The organism is Albirhodobacter sp. R86504, assembly GCF_042466415.1.
Classification (GTDB): domain Bacteria; phylum Pseudomonadota; class Alphaproteobacteria; order Rhodobacterales; family Rhodobacteraceae; genus Albirhodobacter.
The window spans coordinates 19,989-37,823 of the sequence record NZ_JAXHCH010000001.1; the positions used below are offsets into that span (position 1 = coordinate 19,989).

Annotated in this window: 11 protein-coding genes and 1 pseudogene; 4 read left to right on the forward strand and 8 right to left on the reverse strand. The window is 58.7% G+C overall.

Annotation, left to right across the window (positions count from 1 at the left end; genetic code table 11):
- Positions 1-14: 14 nt before the first annotated feature.
- Positions 15-497 carry an MSMEG_0572/Sll0783 family nitrogen starvation response protein gene (locus SJY32_RS00105; RefSeq protein ID WP_376870188.1) on the reverse strand — a complete coding sequence of 161 codons (483 nt, stop codon included), beginning with the start codon at positions 495-497 and terminating at the stop codon, positions 15-17.
- A gap of 272 nt (positions 498-769) precedes the next feature.
- On the opposite strand from SJY32_RS00105, the gene SJY32_RS00110 reads away from it, so the two are divergent.
- Positions 770-2,140: a PLP-dependent aminotransferase family protein gene (locus tag SJY32_RS00110; RefSeq protein WP_376870189.1), complete on the forward strand. Its 1,371-nt coding sequence runs from the start codon at positions 770-772 to the stop codon at positions 2,138-2,140.
- 320 nt (positions 2,141-2,460) lie between these two features.
- On the opposite strand, the gene SJY32_RS00115 is transcribed toward SJY32_RS00110, so the two are convergent.
- Both SJY32_RS00115 and SJY32_RS00120 read right to left on the reverse strand, forming a co-directional pair.
- Complete coding sequence (locus SJY32_RS00115) at positions 2,461-4,149, reverse strand: recombinase family protein (protein ID WP_376870190.1); 1,689 nt, start codon at positions 4,147-4,149, stop codon at positions 2,461-2,463.
- 588 nt (positions 4,150-4,737) lie between these two features.
- Positions 4,738-5,898 carry an AAA family ATPase gene (locus tag SJY32_RS00120; protein WP_376870191.1) on the reverse strand — a complete coding sequence of 387 codons (1,161 nt, stop codon included), beginning with the start codon at positions 5,896-5,898 and terminating at the stop codon, positions 4,738-4,740.
- 766 nt (positions 5,899-6,664) lie between these two features.
- On the opposite strand from SJY32_RS00120, the gene SJY32_RS00125 reads away from it, so the two are divergent.
- Complete coding sequence (locus SJY32_RS00125) at positions 6,665-8,161, forward strand: Mob protein (protein ID WP_376870192.1); 1,497 nt, start codon at positions 6,665-6,667, stop codon at positions 8,159-8,161.
- Positions 8,162-8,435: 274 nt separating this feature from the next.
- On the opposite strand, the gene SJY32_RS00130 is transcribed toward SJY32_RS00125, so the two are convergent.
- The 4 genes from SJY32_RS00130 to SJY32_RS00145 form a co-directional block, all read right to left on the reverse strand.
- Positions 8,436-9,083 carry a PEBP family protein gene (locus SJY32_RS00130; protein ID WP_376870193.1) on the reverse strand — a complete coding sequence of 216 codons (648 nt, stop codon included), beginning with the start codon at positions 9,081-9,083 and terminating at the stop codon, positions 8,436-8,438.
- A 32-nt stretch (positions 9,084-9,115) separates the two neighbouring features.
- Positions 9,116-9,721 carry a YbhB/YbcL family Raf kinase inhibitor-like protein gene (locus SJY32_RS00135; protein ID WP_376870194.1) on the reverse strand — a complete coding sequence of 202 codons (606 nt, stop codon included), beginning with the start codon at positions 9,719-9,721 and terminating at the stop codon, positions 9,116-9,118.
- Positions 9,718-10,695, reverse strand: coding sequence for a YHYH protein (locus SJY32_RS00140; RefSeq protein ID WP_376870195.1), 978 nt, complete (start codon positions 10,693-10,695; stop codon positions 9,718-9,720). Before SJY32_RS00140 ends, SJY32_RS00135 begins: the two co-directional genes overlap by 4 nt.
- Positions 10,696-11,534: 839 nt before the next feature.
- Entirely contained in the window at positions 11,535-12,350 is an 816-nt protein-coding gene (locus SJY32_RS00145; RefSeq protein ID WP_376870196.1) for a hypothetical protein, read from the reverse strand.
- A 70-nt stretch (positions 12,351-12,420) separates the two neighbouring features.
- On the opposite strand from SJY32_RS00145, the gene SJY32_RS00150 reads away from it, so the two are divergent.
- On the forward strand, positions 12,421-16,965 hold the full coding sequence (locus tag SJY32_RS00150; protein WP_376870197.1) for a calcium-binding protein: 4,545 nt from the start codon (positions 12,421-12,423) through the stop codon (positions 16,963-16,965).
- Between the two features lie 62 nt (positions 16,966-17,027).
- Here SJY32_RS00150 and SJY32_RS00155 read toward each other — a convergent pair whose 3' ends face one another.
- Positions 17,028-17,264, reverse strand: a complete 237-nt coding sequence (locus SJY32_RS00155; RefSeq protein WP_376870198.1) for a helix-turn-helix domain-containing protein — start codon at positions 17,262-17,264, stop codon at positions 17,028-17,030.
- Positions 17,265-17,400: 136 nt separating this feature from the next.
- Between SJY32_RS00155 and SJY32_RS00160 the strand changes: the two are divergent.
- A pseudogene (locus tag SJY32_RS00160) lies at positions 17,401-17,693 on the forward strand (Tn3 family transposase); the annotation flags it as partial.
- Between the last annotated feature and the right edge of the window lie 142 nt (positions 17,694-17,835).

Genomic DNA, 17,835 nt, shown 5'->3' on the forward strand with positions numbered 1-17,835 from the left:
GGCCCCTCGAGAGGTCACACGGTCCAGGTATCGAGGATCACGGCGTTGGCTTTTTTGTGCAGCAGGATGCAATCGAGCACATCTTGCGGGGCGATCGGCGTGATGCCGGGGATCAGCGAGGCTTCGCCGTGCCCGTAGAGCGCTTGCAGGGCGAAACGGCAGGCGAAGACCTTGCCGCCCTCAGACATGAAGCGCTTGAGGTTGTTGTTGAAATTCAGATGGCCAGGGAAGGCCTCATCGCCTAGGGTTGGAAAGCCGCGCTGGATGCCCAGCGTGACGCCCGGCCCATACAGCAAGATTGAAGTCTCATAGCCTTTGCGATGCAGGCGGATCGCGTTGAGGATATTGACGAGCCCGATCGAGCCTTCAAAGGCAACGGTGTGGAAGGTGACAAGCGCTTTTTCGCCCGCGTCGGCCTTCACGTCTTCAAAGACCTTTTGTTCGTAGTCGACGAAATAGTCGCCGTCCTTATGTGCTTCTTTGGTGACTGTTGGCATCTCGCTCTCCTTGGTGCTGATGCTTTAGTCATGGCTGAGTGAGATTGAGTCATTCAATTTTCAATTCAATATACATACAATAATTGGAAATGATGCGCTGAAAACCGCGCAATTTTTCCGCAAGCCGAAGCCATATGCTTAGAAAATATCCGATGTCGGAATGGAACCCTCGCACTTTCCTTAGCTTTCCGCCCATCGATTCGCGTTGATGCATACAATCCGCTTCAATTCATTATTGGGGCGCGCTATGTGTGGATGGAATGGAGATGCCGATGATTGACTGGATTCCGACCCTCACGCAAAACGGGAAGCCGCGCTATTTGGCGATAGCGGAAGCGATTGCCGTCGATATTCGCACGGGAACGCTCTCGCCGGGGGATCGTCTTCCGCCGCAGCGGCGGCTGGCGGCGCGCTTGGGCATCGATTTCACCACGGTGTCGCGGGCCTATTCCGAGGCGCAGGCGCGGGGGCTGGTGGCGAGCCATGTCGGGCGCGGCACCTTTGTCACAAGCGTGGCGCCCGAAGCCTTTTGTTCTGATCCGAAGCGCGATGGCGAAGAAGATCTGTCGATGAATATGGCGCCAGAGCCGACCGATGCGGCCTTGCTGGAGAAGATGCGCGAGGGGATGGGCTATGTATCTGCCAATCTCATTGCATTGCTGCGGTATCAATCGGCGGTGGGCAGCGAGCAGGACAAGATGGCGGCCTCCACTTGGTTATCGATGCGGGGGATGGTGCCCTTGCTGGAGCGGATCGCGGTCACGCCCGGCGCGCATCCGACGATGGTGGCGATCCTGTCGATCTTGACGACGCCCGGTGATGTGGTGCTGTGCGAGAATATTACCTATCCGGGCATTCGCAATATTGCAGCGCAGATGCGGGTCCAGCTTAAAGGGATCGCGATGGATGCGGAGGGGATTCTGCCCGATGCGTTGGAGGCCGCGATCAAAGCCCATGCGCCGCGCGCGCTCTATCTGAACCCGACCTTGCAGAACCCGACGACGCTGACGATCCCGACAGCGCGGCGGCTGGAGATCGCGGAGGTGCTCAATCGCTATGGTTTGCCGCTGATCGAGGATGATGCTTACGGGTTCATCCCTTTGAAAGCGCCGGCACCGCTGGCGGTCTCGGCCCCTGATCTGACGTGGCATATTGGCGGTTTGGCGAAATGTATCGGGGCGGGGCTGCGGCTCGCCTATACGGTCGCGCCGTCGGCCAAACATGCCTATGCGTTGGCGCAGGCGTTGCGGACGATCTCGGTGATGCCCTCGCCGATCTCGATGGCGCTGGTGACGCGCTGGATTGAGGATGGCACGGCAGACCGGATCCGCCGCTTCATTCGGCAAGAGAGCGCGGCGCGTCAGGCAGTGGCGGCGGCGGCGTTGGACGGGTTCGAGTTTTCCACTGCTGAGAACGCGTTCAATCTTTGGCTTCGTCTTCCGGCGGGTGTGAGCCGCGCGGATATCATCGCGCGGATGGCGGGGCGCCATATCGGGATCGTGCCATCGGATGCCTTCACCATTGAGGGGCCGCCAGATGAGCACGTGCGGATCTGCCTCGGCGGCTCGATCCCCCGCGACGCCCTACAATCAGGCCTGCAGTTCCTGTCGCACATCTTGGTGCCCAGCTCCTATATCGGGTGAGGTGGCGGCGCTAAGTGATACATGTTACCGTTGAGAAACCTGTGTTTGATTTCCGCTCCGCTCTGCGACACGAAATGACTGGTGAGCTTGCCCATCGCGACGCGGCCCGATCATGTGAACCGCAGCAAAGTTGCCGTGCACGTTGTCACGATAGAGGAGGATCGGGCTGAGTTGATAGTTCAGCGACAAATTCGACGTCAGCTCCGCGGCATCGTCGAAGGCTGAAAGATTAGTTTTGCGATTTGACCTTGGGCTGTGGTGCACTGTTTTGTCGAGCTTCGCGAGGCAATTATGAAAGACGCCGTCTGATAATTTGTGCCTCATACCGCTGCCTTCAGCCGAGGTAGGTTTCGGCGGTTGCATGCTCCCGCAACCAACACTAATTCTTCAACACATTCAACGGCTTGAGTTTTATCGCTCAGGCCTTTTTGCGTTTTGGACCCCAAACTCAACAAAAGCAGCGCCGCCAAAGCGCCCTCCAGATGGATGCTCAGCTTGCCCCCCTCAGGCGGCGGCGTGAGCACAATCCGGTCAATCAATCCCCGCAATGCTTCCTTTGCCTCCAGCATGCCCTCGGGCTGTTGCAACTGTTCAATGAGCAAGCCCACCTGCGCGCGATAGGTCTCCGCCATCTTCGGGTGAATTCTGATGGGGGAGGGGGCGGGTTCGCGGCTGAGTTGCGCCTCCAATTCGATCCTGCGCGCGTCTAACGCGATCATGCGGTCTTTGACCTGCTCCGCAGGCACACCGGCAAGGATCGCATCGATCAGTTTGGAATGGTCCCGCTTGGCCGCTGCCAGGTCTTTCTCCAAAGATCCCCGATTGCACGAGGCTTCGGCCTGCAGCCGGTTGCGCTCTTTTGCATATTCTTCGCAGAAAATCGTCAGAGCCTCTTTATCCATCAGATTGTTTTGCAGGGCATCCAGCACGCGCCGTTCGAGTTCGGCTTGACCAATGGTCGCCATGTTGCTGCACACCGCTTTGCCCTTATTGCGCGCGGTAGAGCAACCAAATTGGCTTTGCGACACTTTGGCAAAGCCGCCCCCACATGCGCCGCAGGTCATCAGCCCCGAAAACAACGTCTTTGGCCTGCGCCGGTCCCAAACCGGTGTATCTGTGTTCTTGGTCTTCATCGCCCCCTGACGGTTGCGCACCGCATTCCACAGATCTTCATCAATGATCCGCAGTGCAGGCACATCCGTAATGACCCAGTCCGCTTCGGGATTGAGCCTTGAGATACGCTTGCCGGTGTCAGGATCTTTGACATAGGTGAGCCGGTTCCAAACCTGCCGCCCGATATAGAGTTCGTTGTTCAGAATGCCCGTGCCGCGTTCGCGGTTGCCGTGCAGCGTCGAGGTTCCCCAGCCACGCCCCGTGGGGGCAGGGATCTTCTCGATGTTCAGGGCTTCGGCAATCTTCTTGGGCGAGATGCCCGCCGCGTAGTCCTTGAAGATACGCCGCACCACAGCTGCCTCCCTCGGATTGATGGCGCGGTCACCGCGGATCGGTTCGCCCGCCGCATCGTAATGCAGGATGTTGCGATAGCCGTAGGCTTTGCCACCCGCCGATTTGCCTGCCAGCGCGCGCCCTTTGAGGCCGCGGTGGGTTTTGATCGCGAGGTCCTTGAGGAACAGCGAGTTCATCGTGCCCTTCAGGCCGATATGCATCTCCGAGATGACACCCTCACTGACCGTCTCGATCACAACGTCGCGGAACTGCAGCTTCTGGTAGATCGACGCGATATCGGCCTGGTTGCGCGAAAGCCGGTCGAGCCCTTCGGAGAGCACCACATCAAACGCGCTCATTTGCGCATCCCGCAGCAGCTTCTGGATCCCGCTGCGCATCAGGCTCGCGCCGGAAATCGCTTTGTCAGAATAGACATCAACCACCTCCAGCCCCTGACGCGCCGCATGTTCGCGGCAGGACCGGATCTGGTCCTCAATCGACGCATCCCGCTGCATGTCGGTCGAAAAGCGGGCATAGATAACGGCGCGCAAAGGCTGGGTCATGAGGGGCATCCATTTAGGGGCTTAGGCATCCCGCGCATGATCGGCGCGCGCCAGATCGCGGGCAAGGGCTCGAAGAAGGCGATGAAACGCCTCTCGATCCTCCGCATCTCGTGGCGTTTTGGCAAGCGCGGTGTCCGGGGGTGCTGCGCAAGCGGGCGCCGCTGCCGGTTTGGCCGCGTCCTTCCGTTTGGCAATATCCCTCATATCCCGTGCTATCGGCCGAGTGCTCCTGCCCGTCCCAGCGCAATGCTGGGCGGTTTGAATTGGTGTGTTTAGGGGCCGGTGTTAGTCCGGTTGTCTGACCCTCTATATACAGCACTCCAGACCTCCTAGTTTAACAATAACCTATATTAACCCGTCGTTTAGGCGCTAAATATGTGGATAAACCGGATGCGAAATTCTTTGCCCAATTCTTTTGATGCGGACCAGAAGCAAAATAATCGCTATAGAAAATCGCTGATTTTTGAGCTCCGTATAAATCCATATCTTCCGCCCAATAACGGTATCGAGTGATTCGCTGGAATACACAGCTGAGCGCGGGGTTGGGCAACTCCTTTCCAATCGCGAAAATACGACCTTCATCTAAGTCTACATCAGCATCGGGCTGCTCAGACCCTCGACCACAGTCTCAACCATCCGCTCGACCTGTCGCAGCGAAACGCGCATATGTTTCTTCCCAAGCTTGTGAAGCGCCTCACGCAGGAGAGCGACTCCGAGGTCACGTTGATCTTCCGGCAAGCTGTCATGCAATAGCCGACAACCGGCGGACGCCAAGTGATCGAAACCCGGCGTCTCCAGACGGATGATCTTGCAGCGATCCAGAAAGGCAGCGGGCATCCGGTCGATCGAATTGGTGGTCATGATCCAGCTCACCCGCGTCAGGTCGAAAGGGAGTTGGTAGAACGGGCAGACCCACGCGCGAGCCGTGGTTGGCTCGATCATGCTTTTAAGCACTTCAAAAGCCCCGGGCAGTTTGCCGCCTCCGCTGGTCGCCACCTGTTCCGGGATTTTGTCGATCTCGTCCAGGATCACCACCGGGTTCGCCAAGCGCTCGCGCAGCATGGTCTGCACCACGCGACCCGGCGTGGCAGAACCCCAGCCGCGCTCAACGCCTGACACCGAGAAGGTCGCGCCATTGGTTGCGCCCACGTCGATATCAACCGATGGCACATTGAACACGCGCGCAAGATCACGCGCCCAGCTTGATTTTGCGATGCCGGGCGGGCCGAGCAGGATCAGCGGTGGCACATGCAATGGTGTGGGGCCTGAGAGGGTGCGCGGCCGCATATGCTTCATAACGGCCGTGGAGGCCGCGGCCAGCCATGGATAGATCGCGTGGAGCTCTGCGATCCGCTCTTCCATGCGGTCACGGTCAACCACTCCAACGGCACGGGCACCGCAGGCGGCTGCGAGCAGTGAGTCGCGGTCGTCGGGTTTGAGGTGGTTCAACACCTTAAGGCTCAAAGTGCGGCGGCGCATGTAGCGACGGCTCCAAGTGATCGCGCGGCTCGATGTCCCGACGGAAGGTGGACGGGCCGTAGAGGTGTTGCTTGAGGACGTATCGAGCAGATCATCGAGAAGAGCGTCCAGACAATCCGGCGTTGTTGTGATCGTGGGCGCAACGGGGCGCCGCGATGCGCGGGCTTGCTGGCTGCGCATCAGACGATCACGGACCTTTTCGACGGAATCCTCCGGCGAGGTGGGCAGATCAAACCCGAGAAAACGGGCGGGAACGGTAGAGGTGGTCATCGGGGATGGGCCTTTCATTCGCCCCGCAAAGGGCAGCATTCGATTAGAGAGCAGCAGGCATCATGGACCCGGAAAGGGTCTTATGAGCCTATGCGACTAATTCGAATGGAAAGGCGTGTGTTCATGTCCGAAATCATAACCGTGCGCTGGTGACAGATGCAAGTGTGTAAAATCCAGCCCCGACGGGCTGCATCAAAGCAAGGATCAGGCCCCCAAGGCATGATCCGCGCAATTACCCAACGGGTGATGGAGCGCCCCCCCGGCGTAAGGGGCAGACGAGGTAGCTTTAGCTACCTATAGTCTGTCACTGTGCATAGCTCTTGGCGCTGCTATTTCAGCAGAGGGCGCACAGAAGATCAGACAAACAAACCTAACAAATCTGGTCGCAGACGAATAGCGCAAATCATATTCGATGTTCTTCTTTGCCGCGCCATACGCACGGCCTTGGTGCGTGTTCACACGCATTTTTTGCGCGCAATTGAGGTAGGGCGCGAAGCAGAAGGGCAGGCCATGCAAGCAAGGTCTGGGACAGGAGTTTATTAAGAGTTTTTAGGGCGGGTAGGTGGAAAGGTCAGGAGCGAAGGAGTTGACGGTGGATCGGTTTGAAAGGGCAGATTGCGGTCAGGTATAAAATAAAGTGCATATTTTCAGCGGGATATGAGGCCGTCGTCCACAGAAATCGATCTTCCCCTCTGGAAAACACCCTCTGATTTTCGCGCTATGGTCATATGTGGTTGTCCAAGGATCATCATCCGAAGGACGCGCCATGGCCTATCAGTTTTTCCATATCGAAACCTACAGCGAGCAACCCCAGCCCGTTAAAGGTTCAAAAGGCCACTTCAACAGCGCGGCGCAGGTCGAGGGGGAAGCTGCGCGCGATCCGCTCTATTCCGAACATGTCGACAGCCCTTTGCCACCGAAGCAACTCGCGGGCACGCTGACAATTGCAGATTTTCGGGCAAAACGGGCGCAGCTCCTGGCCAATATTACGGAAACCGTCACCGGCAAAAACGGCACGACTTACACACGCGCCCTGCGCAAAGATGCAGCGACGCTTTACACCGAGATCCATTCGCATCCTCTGACATCAGAGGAGGTCATGGCGGATCCGGATGCTCATGCGCATAGTATTGTCGACTGGGGGACGCGCGTGTTGGATGATTTTAAGGCGCGTATGCCGAAGGGTATCGATTACACATCAGTCCTGCATCTCGACGAAGGCCACGTCCACATCCATATTTTGGCGATGAACACAGCTGATCCGAAGCTGGACGCGAACAAATTGCATGCGGGCAAGGTGGCTGCGGCTGTGCATCGCGATCAGAATGTCTCGGATGCGATTGAATCCCTGCCAAAACCCGACCTTGCAAAGCGTCCGAACAAGCCAAAGAAGTCGCGCCCGTCAAAGAACCGCGTCACCCAGAAAAAGAACGATGCCTCCCACGCCGCCGCTGTGATTGCTTGGGAGACCGAATGCGCCGAAATTGATGCCGCGAACGACAAGCTGATCACTGCATGGGAGGCTGAGAACAAGCGGCACTTGAACGAGGGGCGTCAGAAACGTGGGCGTCCATCAGTGCAGACAGCCTATATCGCGGCGATGAAAAAATTGCAGGACGACTATTACGAGGCCGTTGGCAAACCTTGCGGTTTGCTGCGGGTTGGTCCGCGTTTGGCGCGGAAATCCACCAAGGAATACGCGGCAGAGAAAAAACAGGCCAAACGACTGGCCAAAGAGGCTGCGCGGTTGGAAGAACAACGGAAAACGCATGAGGCAAGGGAAGCAGAACTCGCGGCCCGTGCAGACGAGTTGGCAACCGTTGAAGCAAAATTGGCTGAGCGGGAAACGACGCATAAAGCCGATGTCGACGCCGCCAAAAACTCGCTTGAGCTAGAGCGGGCTTCCTTCCAACAGGCCAAGGACGAGGTCGAAAAGGCCCACAAAAACTGGGAAAAAGGACTTGTCGAAAAAGAAAATGAGCTTCTGCATCGTGAGGCCGAACTGACCGAGGCTGTCGATGCCATGGGGGAAATCTTCGAGGCGGTGGAAACCGGAGAGGCGGAAATTGTAAATAACAAACTTTTTAAGCCTCGCTGGCCGGGTATCGTCTCCCGCATGCAAGGCGCCGACCGGGACCAGGTTTCCTCACCGATCCGCAAGCTGATTAATGGCTTCGCGCGGCTTGTTGTCAGGTTGTCGAAAAGGACGCAGGATAGCCACGCACCGGAGATGCAAGATGACGGTCCGGGGCTGGGAGGTTGAAGTGCCGTGGAAGAATGTTCTTAACGGAGCATCAACTATGCGTGGATCGAAACTATCGACACGAAGGGCGGAAACCGGACTTTCGCTGCATCTGCGAGCCAAGAACGCGCCATCGGTCGAAGCGAACATTCCGACGGGCACGGTTTTTGAGTTTATCGCTTCAGTGCGGAAGGCCGCTCCGACTCCGTTCTACCAGTTTCTTTGTCATGATGCCGGAATGCAGTTCTAAAGGGTAAGGCATGTAATATGCCACACCCTTTAGATGTTGTTTTACCTATTCGCTGATCCTCAAACGGCATAGCAAGGTGTTGTCCTGCTTCAGGCTTTCGCCCCAAACCAGCTCTGCGCTGTCGTCCCATGTGACTTCATCATAGCCGTCCTTCGGGCCGACGTCAGCTGCGGAATGGACGATTGCGGCGGGCCAGTCGCTGTCATCAAAATCGGGTGCGGTCCAGTCCGCCGGAATGTCAGTGGCAACAAATCCGCAGGCCCCCTCCCCAGCAACAGGGTTCGCTTCTTCAGCGCAAGACGGCTCTACCGGTGCGAACTGCACGACAAGGCATTTCATATCTCCGTCGGTCACGGCGAGCGTTTTGCCAGACACCGCGTCCTTGAACTGGGCAATCATACCGCCATCGCCCATTTGCTGGCGATCTGTGCCGATATATTCCAGACCGCTGTCGTTTTCCTTGAAATCCTTTGCCTCAATCGCGATCACTGCTGGTAGATCGACCGAAAAGGTCGCGGTTTCTTTGTTGAAAGACCGCTCCGTCGTGATCGGCACGGAATCCTCCAGGACCACCTCGCCATTGGCTGACATAGTGAACCAGTTATCGACCCAAACGTCGGCGGTGATGTCGCGGGTTTCGGCCTGAGCGGCGCAGGCTATCAGGGCTGCTACTGTCGCAAAGATAAAACGCATATCGTGTCCAATCGTGTCAAAGCTGTCGTGATTTAGTTCAGGAAAGTGATAAAGTCGCCCGCAAGGACATGATCCTTCAGCGCGGCCATCACTTCGGTCCAACCAATGCCGATGTCATCTTGTTCCGGCAGATCAGCCAGCGGCGCATCAAGGGCATAGACCCAGATCGTATATTCATGGGTGCCCGCACCGGCTGGCGAACAAGGCGGCGTATAGCCGGTCGCGCGGATATCTTTATCGCTGCCCTCTACCCCCAAAGACTCCGGATTGCCCCGCGCCACGCCGTCCGCATCGGCGGGTATATTCCAGACCAGCCAATAATGGCTCGGCTCGTTTACGCCCGGATAGGTGCCACGGGGATAATGCTGCATGACGATGGCGTAGGCCTGCGTGCCCGCTGGCGCATTTTCCCATGACAGCGGCGGCGAAACGCCGTCCCCGCCGCTGCGGGTGCAGCGCAGATCGTCGGGCAAGGCGGCGCCGTCCACCAGTGCTGAACTTGTCACCGTGAACTCCCGCCCCTCTGCATGAGCGGCGGGCGCTTCATCCGGCTTTGGCGGCGGCGTTTGCTGCGCGGTGGCGGGCAATGCGGTCGTGCAGCACAGCATGGCGATGACTAAAGCGGAAAAACGGGTCATTCGCGGCACAACTCCTTTTCGAACAATTCCCCGCCGTTTGTCACGGTGCGGGTCTCGAAGTTGTAGCAATTCTCGGTCTCGGACGGCGCGTATTTGATGTAATAATCGCCGCCCTGATAACTGTAGGTCATGGTCCGGGTGCCGTCCTCGTCCTGCACGAACACCAAATCATCAACCCCGCCGCGCGGTGGCTGGCCAGCTTCTGGCCCGCGACCACCGTCTGCTGCACCTAAGGGCCGCACGCGCGGCAAGGCATCGATGTCGGGCACTTCCCCCATCAGGCATTGGATGATGTAGGGAGCGCCTTCGGACGTGTGGTAGCGATAGCCAAAGACATCGTCGGCCTGCCCGTTGCACACATCCAGAACACCTGCGGCGATAACGCTTCCGTCGGGATTGGTGTCTGCGTAAATGGGAAAGCCGTCAAACGCCCAGCCGATGATCGCATCGGGGCCCTTGCTCGCCATCTGATCAATCATGCAGGTCGGTGCGGCATGATAATGGTAGTCGTCGCCACGCCCCGCATGGCCGCCACAGGCATCAAGCTGACCCGTCGCGACGGTGTCCAAGTTGGCCTGATAGGTCGCCAGATCTTCTTGCGACATCTCTCCGCCAGCTGTGTAGTCATAAATCGGCACCCCGTTCACTGCCACGCCAAGCGCCGCATCGCGGGTATGAGGCGCAGTTCCTTTGACAGGGGCCAATATAATAGGAGAGGCGTAGTCAACCGCAGGCACGGGCACTTGCTCGTTCGTGCCAATGATCCCCGTCATCATCTCGTGGTCGGGATAGGTGTCGCCCGAGATCAGGGCCCGATTGTCGGTGCAGGTCACCGTGACCACATCGTCAAAACCCGCCTCCGCAACGGATTCCATGACCGCTTCGCAGTGAAAGGAGTCTTCATGGGCTTGCCCTGTTGTGGCGTAAAGACAGGCGAGCACGGCCAGGCCAGGCGGAAGAAGCAAATGACGCATGTGGATGCCTTCGGTAAGGATTGGGAATGGTTTTAAAGATTATACGCTGCATTCTGGGTTTTCCGTCGTTTCTTTCTTTTGAAATTTGACGAGGACAGATGCGGCCGACAGTTTTTGGCCTGTTACTGCCTCAAAATTTTATGTTGGCCTGGCATTGCAATACAAACGCAGAGGAGTGGTTGCTTTGCAAAATCAGCTATCATCAAATGCTAAAGTCACTCTATGACATCAGCCATTGGCGCGGCAATCATATAGTGCCTTGTCAGCACACCGTCATTTGGTCTGCCAAAATGCTGCGCGGCGCACGCATGGCGGGTTTGGTGAAGCTGCACCGCAGCGCTGACCGATGGAGCGAGCGGCGGCTTAGGGCCGTTCGTGTCACTCGACACCAACGGCGGAAAGCGGGAGTTCGCTGCAGGTGCGCGTTCATTGGTTCGTATTGTGAAAAGCCGACATTCACCGACCTGCCTGCGCGGTAGCTCTTGCCGCGTCATGCACCAAGGTCAGCAATGCGCAGATTGCGACCTTTGCAAAGTTCAGGCTGTTGAGCGACGCTGAATGGTAAGGACGGCCCTAAGGAGACGATCAGGCCCGATGCCTTACATCTTTGCACCCGCCCCAAAGCTGACATTCGCCAGATCTATTATCGCTGCGGTACGGCCTGTGGCGCAAGACTTTCACAGAATGCGCGTAGTCTAGGCTCCAGATTTAGATGATCTAGCTTTAAGCAGGCGGAGCGCCGCGAATGGGCTGCGGATGGATATCTTACGCAAGGCGGTTGCAGAGCAGAAATCAGGCAGGGTTTAGGGGGCGCTATCCGCGGCGCGTTACGGTCCGCGTTAATCGCCCGTTGTGGTTTCGGTAAAGGGGCGGGTCGGGATACCGATGGCGGCCTCGGGGCGGGTGGTGATGTCCATTTCGCGCAGGATCAGGCCCCAGCTTTCGACGATGCGGGGGATGTCGTCGCGCGGGATCGGCCATGAAAAGGCAGTGTCATGGCCGATCATGTTGACCCAGACATGGCCCGCCCCCGTATCCAGATTCAGGCGGCAATGCCCGTAACGCCCTGTTGCGATGCTTTGGCCCTTATCCATCCTGCAGGTGATGATATGGGGCGGCGGGGGGGGAACTGCGGTGTGCTGGGCGCTGTCTGGCAGCCATTCGAGGTAATCTCCGCCCAAGCGCTTGCAGTGGCGGTAGCGCAGCGGGCCAATCATCAGCTCGTCAGCGCAGGTCGCGCCGCGCAGAACGTTGGCGCGCATCTGGTCATAGGGCAGCGCCGAGATCAGGAAGGAATTGATATCGGCCATGATCGTCAGCCCCTTGATACGGGCGGGGTTCAGATAGGCAAGATACAGGCTTTCCGGGGTTTGCGCGGTTTGTTCGAAATCGGCGGGCCTGATGCAAAGCAGCAGACGTTTCCCCCCTCCCACGAGGATCACCGGGCGGCCATGCCAGAGGCTCTGGGTCTCTGCGCAAAATGCGGTATCGGGATCAAAGGGCGGCGCGGGGCGGATCAGCGGGTGCAGTGGCGGTAAAGGGGGCGGCGGGCGCAGCTGCTTGGTCTGCCGATGCGATTTGGTGGGGGGCTGGTCTGGCCATGCGATAGCAAGGGTCAGCACCCCCACAGCCAGTAAGGCGGTTCGCCGTATCAAGCGAGAAACTTTGCTTTTTTGCGGTAATTTGCGTTGAGACATTGGAACTCGTGGTTAAAGATAAGGCATATTGAGTGAACTGATTTCGGGGGTCAAGATGGCTGTTGTGAGCAACGAGATGCTTGCAGAGTTGAAGGCTGCGTTGGATGCGGAAGATTTTTCCACGTATTACGCGCGTCTGATTGCGCTGGCAGAGGTGGATATTGCCGAAGAATGGGAAATCGGTGCAGGTCCAGGAGAGCTGGAAGCGACCTGGTATCATTCGGCGCGTCAGGTCATTACGGACCCTGAGTCCTCTGTTCACGGCATGCTGATGGGCTATACCCGCAACCAGATCGAGCTGCGACTGAACGCGACGATTTCGGATGCGCAGCTGTTGCAGCTTTCGGCGGCGCTGGCGGAGGCGATTTATGATTCCATCGAAATAGACGGCCGCACGCCGTCGATTGCGGAAATCACCAGGATCGATAACGATACGATTGTCGAGGGGCTGCAGCGGATGGACTTTGCGGTCAATGATGAAGTCTGGTCAGGCAATCTGTTCATGGTAGCGCTGGGTCAGGATGTGCCTTTGACGGGGTCGCTGTTGCATGGCGATATCGGTGAGGGCGATCCTGCGGGCACCTATGATATGATGGCCGCGCTGGAGGCGATGCGCGGCACGGGGGCTGCGACGCTGGGGGGGGCGTTCGGGTCCGCGGCCTGGGCGACGGGCAATGTGACGGGCGCAAATGCGCTGAGCGCGATGTGGACGGTCGCGGATTATTTCGCAGACAATTACGGGATCAGCGGCGCGGCGCGCTGGCTGGATCTGCTAAGCGCAATGGTGCCTGGCGACAATATCCGTGTGGGCAGCACGTTTTCCGATGATGGCAGCGAATCTGCGGTGATGGTTCTGCCATCGGGCAATGTTTACGGGATGCTGCTGCATGGCGGGGCGGGCAATGACGTCTTCGAAGTGCTGGGGACGGTCATGGGGTCTTTCTCTGTCATCGACGGGGGGACGGATCTCGATACCGTCGATTTCTCGCAGGAGGCGGCGGGGCAGGTCGACTGGCGCGTGACCCTGTATGATCTGTGGGGCGATGGCGCGGCGGGGCAGCCCTTTAGTGCGCGGGCCTACAGCCTTGTATCGAGCAATATGCTGTATAACGTCGAACAGATCGTTCTGGGGGCTGGTGCGGACCATGTGCGTCTGGTCGGCACGCCCGAAGATGTGCGGTCCGATTTGCAGATGATAGATGCGGGCGACGGGGTCGATTATCTGGATCTGAGCGCCTTTTCTGCCAATGAACTGGAGGTTTTCCTTGAGGAAAACTACTGGGGCTTTGGTGCGGTTGTGCGCGATGTCGGCGGCGCGGCGGACGAATATTGGCAGCTGAGCGTGCGCAATTTCGACAATGTGCGCGGATCGGAGGGCGATGACCGTATCGAGGGGAGCTCGGGCCAAGGGAATCTGGGGGATAACCCCGGCGCCAATACGATCGACGGCGGCGCGGGCGATGATGTGATCGACGGTCTGTACGGCGATGATGTGCTGTTCGGCGGCGCGGGCAATGACACGATTTACGACGGGTATGGCAATGACGTGCTGCTGGGCGGCGATGGCAATGACTGGATCTGGGCCTCGTCCGAAAGCACGGGTGGCGGCATCGGTGGGCCCGTGCTGGAGGGTTACGTTCTTCTGGATGACATGGGCGGCGGGCTTTCGGGCGATGTAACGCCTGGCTATGATATTGTCGATGGTGGCGCGGGCGAGGACACATTGTCGGTCAGCGGCACGGTCTACGGCGATGGCAACGGCAATCTGGTACTGTCCGATGGCGAGGAAATCACCGATATCTTGCTGAATTTCGAGGTGATCGAAAATGCGACGACGCTGGATATGTCGTCCAACACGGTGGGCTTTACCTACGATGGCGGGACTACGATTTCGACCGCAAGCTGGTCTGTCGAATTCCCCGATCTGACGCGGATCAACGGGTCGCAGGGCAATGATAACCTGACGGCCAGCGAGCAGGTGCGCACGCTGTTCGGTGGCGATGGCGACGATATCCTGAATGGCGGCACGATCGAGAATGCAAACCTGACGGGCGGGCGCGGCAATGACCAGATCACGGGCGGCGAGGGGGCGTCTGCCGATGGGGGTGATGGCAATGATGTGATCTCTATTGCCTCGGGCGGTGCCAGCGGCGGTGACGGCAATGACGTGATTACCGTTGCAGGTGCGGGCAGCATGTCGGGCGGCGCGGGCGCAGATGTGATGTCGGGCGGGATCGGGTCTGCGGCATCGGGTGATGCGCAGGACACGCTGAGCATCGGCGGCATCAGCATCACGGGCAACGGGGCGATGTTCGGTGCCGATGGCTGGTATCCCGAAGGCAGTCAGGCGCGGGCCAATCTGCTGGCGCGGGACTGGGTGCTGATGGTACGCCCCGCGCTGATCCAGTTCTATTTCGACGGCACGCAGGCCAGTGTTGCCTGGGAAGGCCGTCTGGTGACCAATATCGGCGGCGATATGTTCGATGATTTCGACCGTTTCACGGGTGAAACCGCAGGGCGTGTCTATTTCAATATGGGCGATTTCGGGCTGCAGACCGCGCGGCTTGAGGGCTATCACGGGCTGGGGGTGTATTACATCACCCATACCGATCCCGAGACGGGCGAGACAACCTATCCGACCATTCTGAACCTGCCTTTGGGCAATTTGACGGGATCGGATACCGAAAGCTGGCCTGATTCTTATGGAAATGTCGATCTGACGATGGGCACGGGCTTCAACTTGGCAGATGCAAGTTTTGCGGGCTTCGAGGTGACGGCCCCCGATCTGGATGTGGACCTGCCTGCGGTCAGTGGCGATCAGTCAGTGCCGCCATCGGCGCCCAACCCCTATTCGGATGATGATCTGCCGACAGATATCTTGCTGGTTTCGAACACGGTGCAAGAGGTTACCGAAGGCAAAACCTATCAAGGCTTCGATCCCGCCGATGGTGGCGTTTTGCTGATGGGGGGCGCGATTCTGAGCCCCGCAGGCGGCGCGGGCTATAACGTGGCGCAAGTCGGCGGCGATGTGCAGATCACGCTGGCGGATGGCGGCACGGTCACATTGGCGGGCGTCGATCTGGCCGCGTGGCAGATGGCGGCGGCCAGTCAGGTCACGGGGGGCGCTGGTGGCGATACCTTGCAAGGCGGCAGCAGTGCCAATGTGATTGCGGGCGGCGCGGGTGATGACGTGATCGCGGCGGGCGCGGGCGATGATGTGATCCGCTATTTCGCGGGCGATGACGTGATCTATGGCGCGTCGAGCACCAATCTGAATACGGGTGTCGATACGCTGGACCTGAGCCGTTATGACGCGGCCGATGTGCAGTTCCGCAATGAGGGCTTCGATATTCTGATCGAAACGCCCGATGGGACTATCCGTCTGGAATACGAAACCCGCTATGCGACGGGCCATGTGCACGGCAATATCGAGGTGGTGCAATTCGCCGATGGCGTTCTGGACGAAGCCGCGATCCGCATGCGGGCGCTGGTCGATCAGGCCAGCGCGGGGGACGATCGGGTCACGGGCACGGTGCTGGAGGATGTGATCGCGGCAGGCACGGGCAATGATACGATTGTTGCGGGGCGTGGCGATGATGTGATCGTTTACGGCGGTGGCGATGATCTGATCCGTGGCGATACGCAGGCGGTGAATGGCGGCGCGGATGTGCTAGACCTGTCGGGCTATGCGGCGCCGGATCTGGTGTTTGATGTGTCGGGCCATGATCTGTTGATCGCAACCCCCGACGGGGTGATTACGGTCGAATATCAGCTGCGCTATGAAGAAAGCGATACGCGGTCCAATATCGAAACCATCGTGATGGCCGATGCGGTGCTGGAGGGCACGGCGGCGATCCATGCGCGGGCACTGGCCGATCAGGCGGGCGCGGGCGACGATCTGGTGCAGGGGACGATCCAGTCGGATATTTTCCATGACACCCAAGGCGATGACACGCTGGTGGGCGGGGGCGGCGATGACGTCTTTGTCTTTCTGGCGGGCAATGACGCGATCGGCGGATCGAATGACCACGCGGTGAATGGCGGTTTTGACCGTCTGGATCTGTCGGCCTATGCGGCAGGCGATCTGCTGTTTGATGTGTCGGGCTTTGATGTGCGCATTACCACGCCTGACGGGGTGATTACGCTGGATTACCAGCTGCGCTACGACGAAGGCCATGCGCGCGGCAATATCGAACAGATCATCACGGCGGACGGGGTGCTGGATGCGCAGGCGATCCATGCGCGCGCCCTGTCCGATCAGGCCAGCGCGAGGGCCGAGGCGATCACGGGATCAACCCTAGGCGATGTGCTGGTCTCTGGCGCGGGTGATGACACGCTGCGTGGCAATGGCGGCGCGGATCTGTTCGTCTTTATGCAGGGCGACGGGAATGATCTGGTGACGGATTTCGCCCTTGGGGTGGATCATCTGGCGATCGAGGCCGCAAACTTCGCCGCGCTGTCGATTGTGCAGATTGGGGCGGATACGCAGATCGACTATGGCGCGGGTGATCGGGTGACGTTGCTGGCGGTGGATCCGGCCAGCCTTGGGGCGGACCATTTCGATTTCCTGTAAACGGTCTTGCCCTTTGAATAGGCTGAGTCTATCCCAACAAAGGTACGCAATGCGACATAGGATTATCCCTGATTTCTGACGCGCAGAATTGTTTGCCTGCTGGTTTTGAATTGGCGTGCAATGGCTGAGATTGCCTCGCCGTTTTTGATGTTCTCTTTCACCTCAGCTTGCTGATCGGCTGATAGAGCTGCTGGTCGGCCCAACATTTTTCCTTCTGCTTTGGCTCGGGCGAGGCCAGATTGCGTGCGTTCGATCAGGAGGTCGCGCTCGAATTGGGCCACGGCGTTGATGACGTTCATAGTCATTTTCCCGGCGGAGCTGGTGAGATCAACACTGCAGAGTGCGAGGCAGTGGCACGAATACCGATGTCTTCGAGCTTGGCTACCGTGGTGCTGACATCAATAGCATCGCGCCCAAGCCGGTCGAGCTTGGTGGGGTCTGATGCCGCCCAGTCAGTTGCTCAAGAAGTTTGCAGCCTATCCACGCGAGCATGAGCTTGCACTTGCCTTGCGTGAAATCGGTCGCATCGAACGTACGCTTTTCATCATCGATTGGCTGCTTGATGCTGACATGCAGCGCCGCGTCCAGGTCGGTCTCAACAAGGGCGAGGCCCATCATGCCCTCAAAAATGCACTGCGCATCGGTCGCCAGAGCTTCTGGCCCATATCTCACCCCTAGGATGGGCACACATCCTTTTCACAGGAGAATACAGATGGGAAAATCTGTGAGCGGTGCGCTTAACGTACTATTCTGCACCCAGCCGGAATTTACCCGAGGAAGAGGAGGGCCGGGGGAGGTTAGGCCTGAGGATGCCCGAAAGAGGGCGTCCGGGCCTGATCCTGTTCCTCATTGGTGTCTGATGCCGGAAAG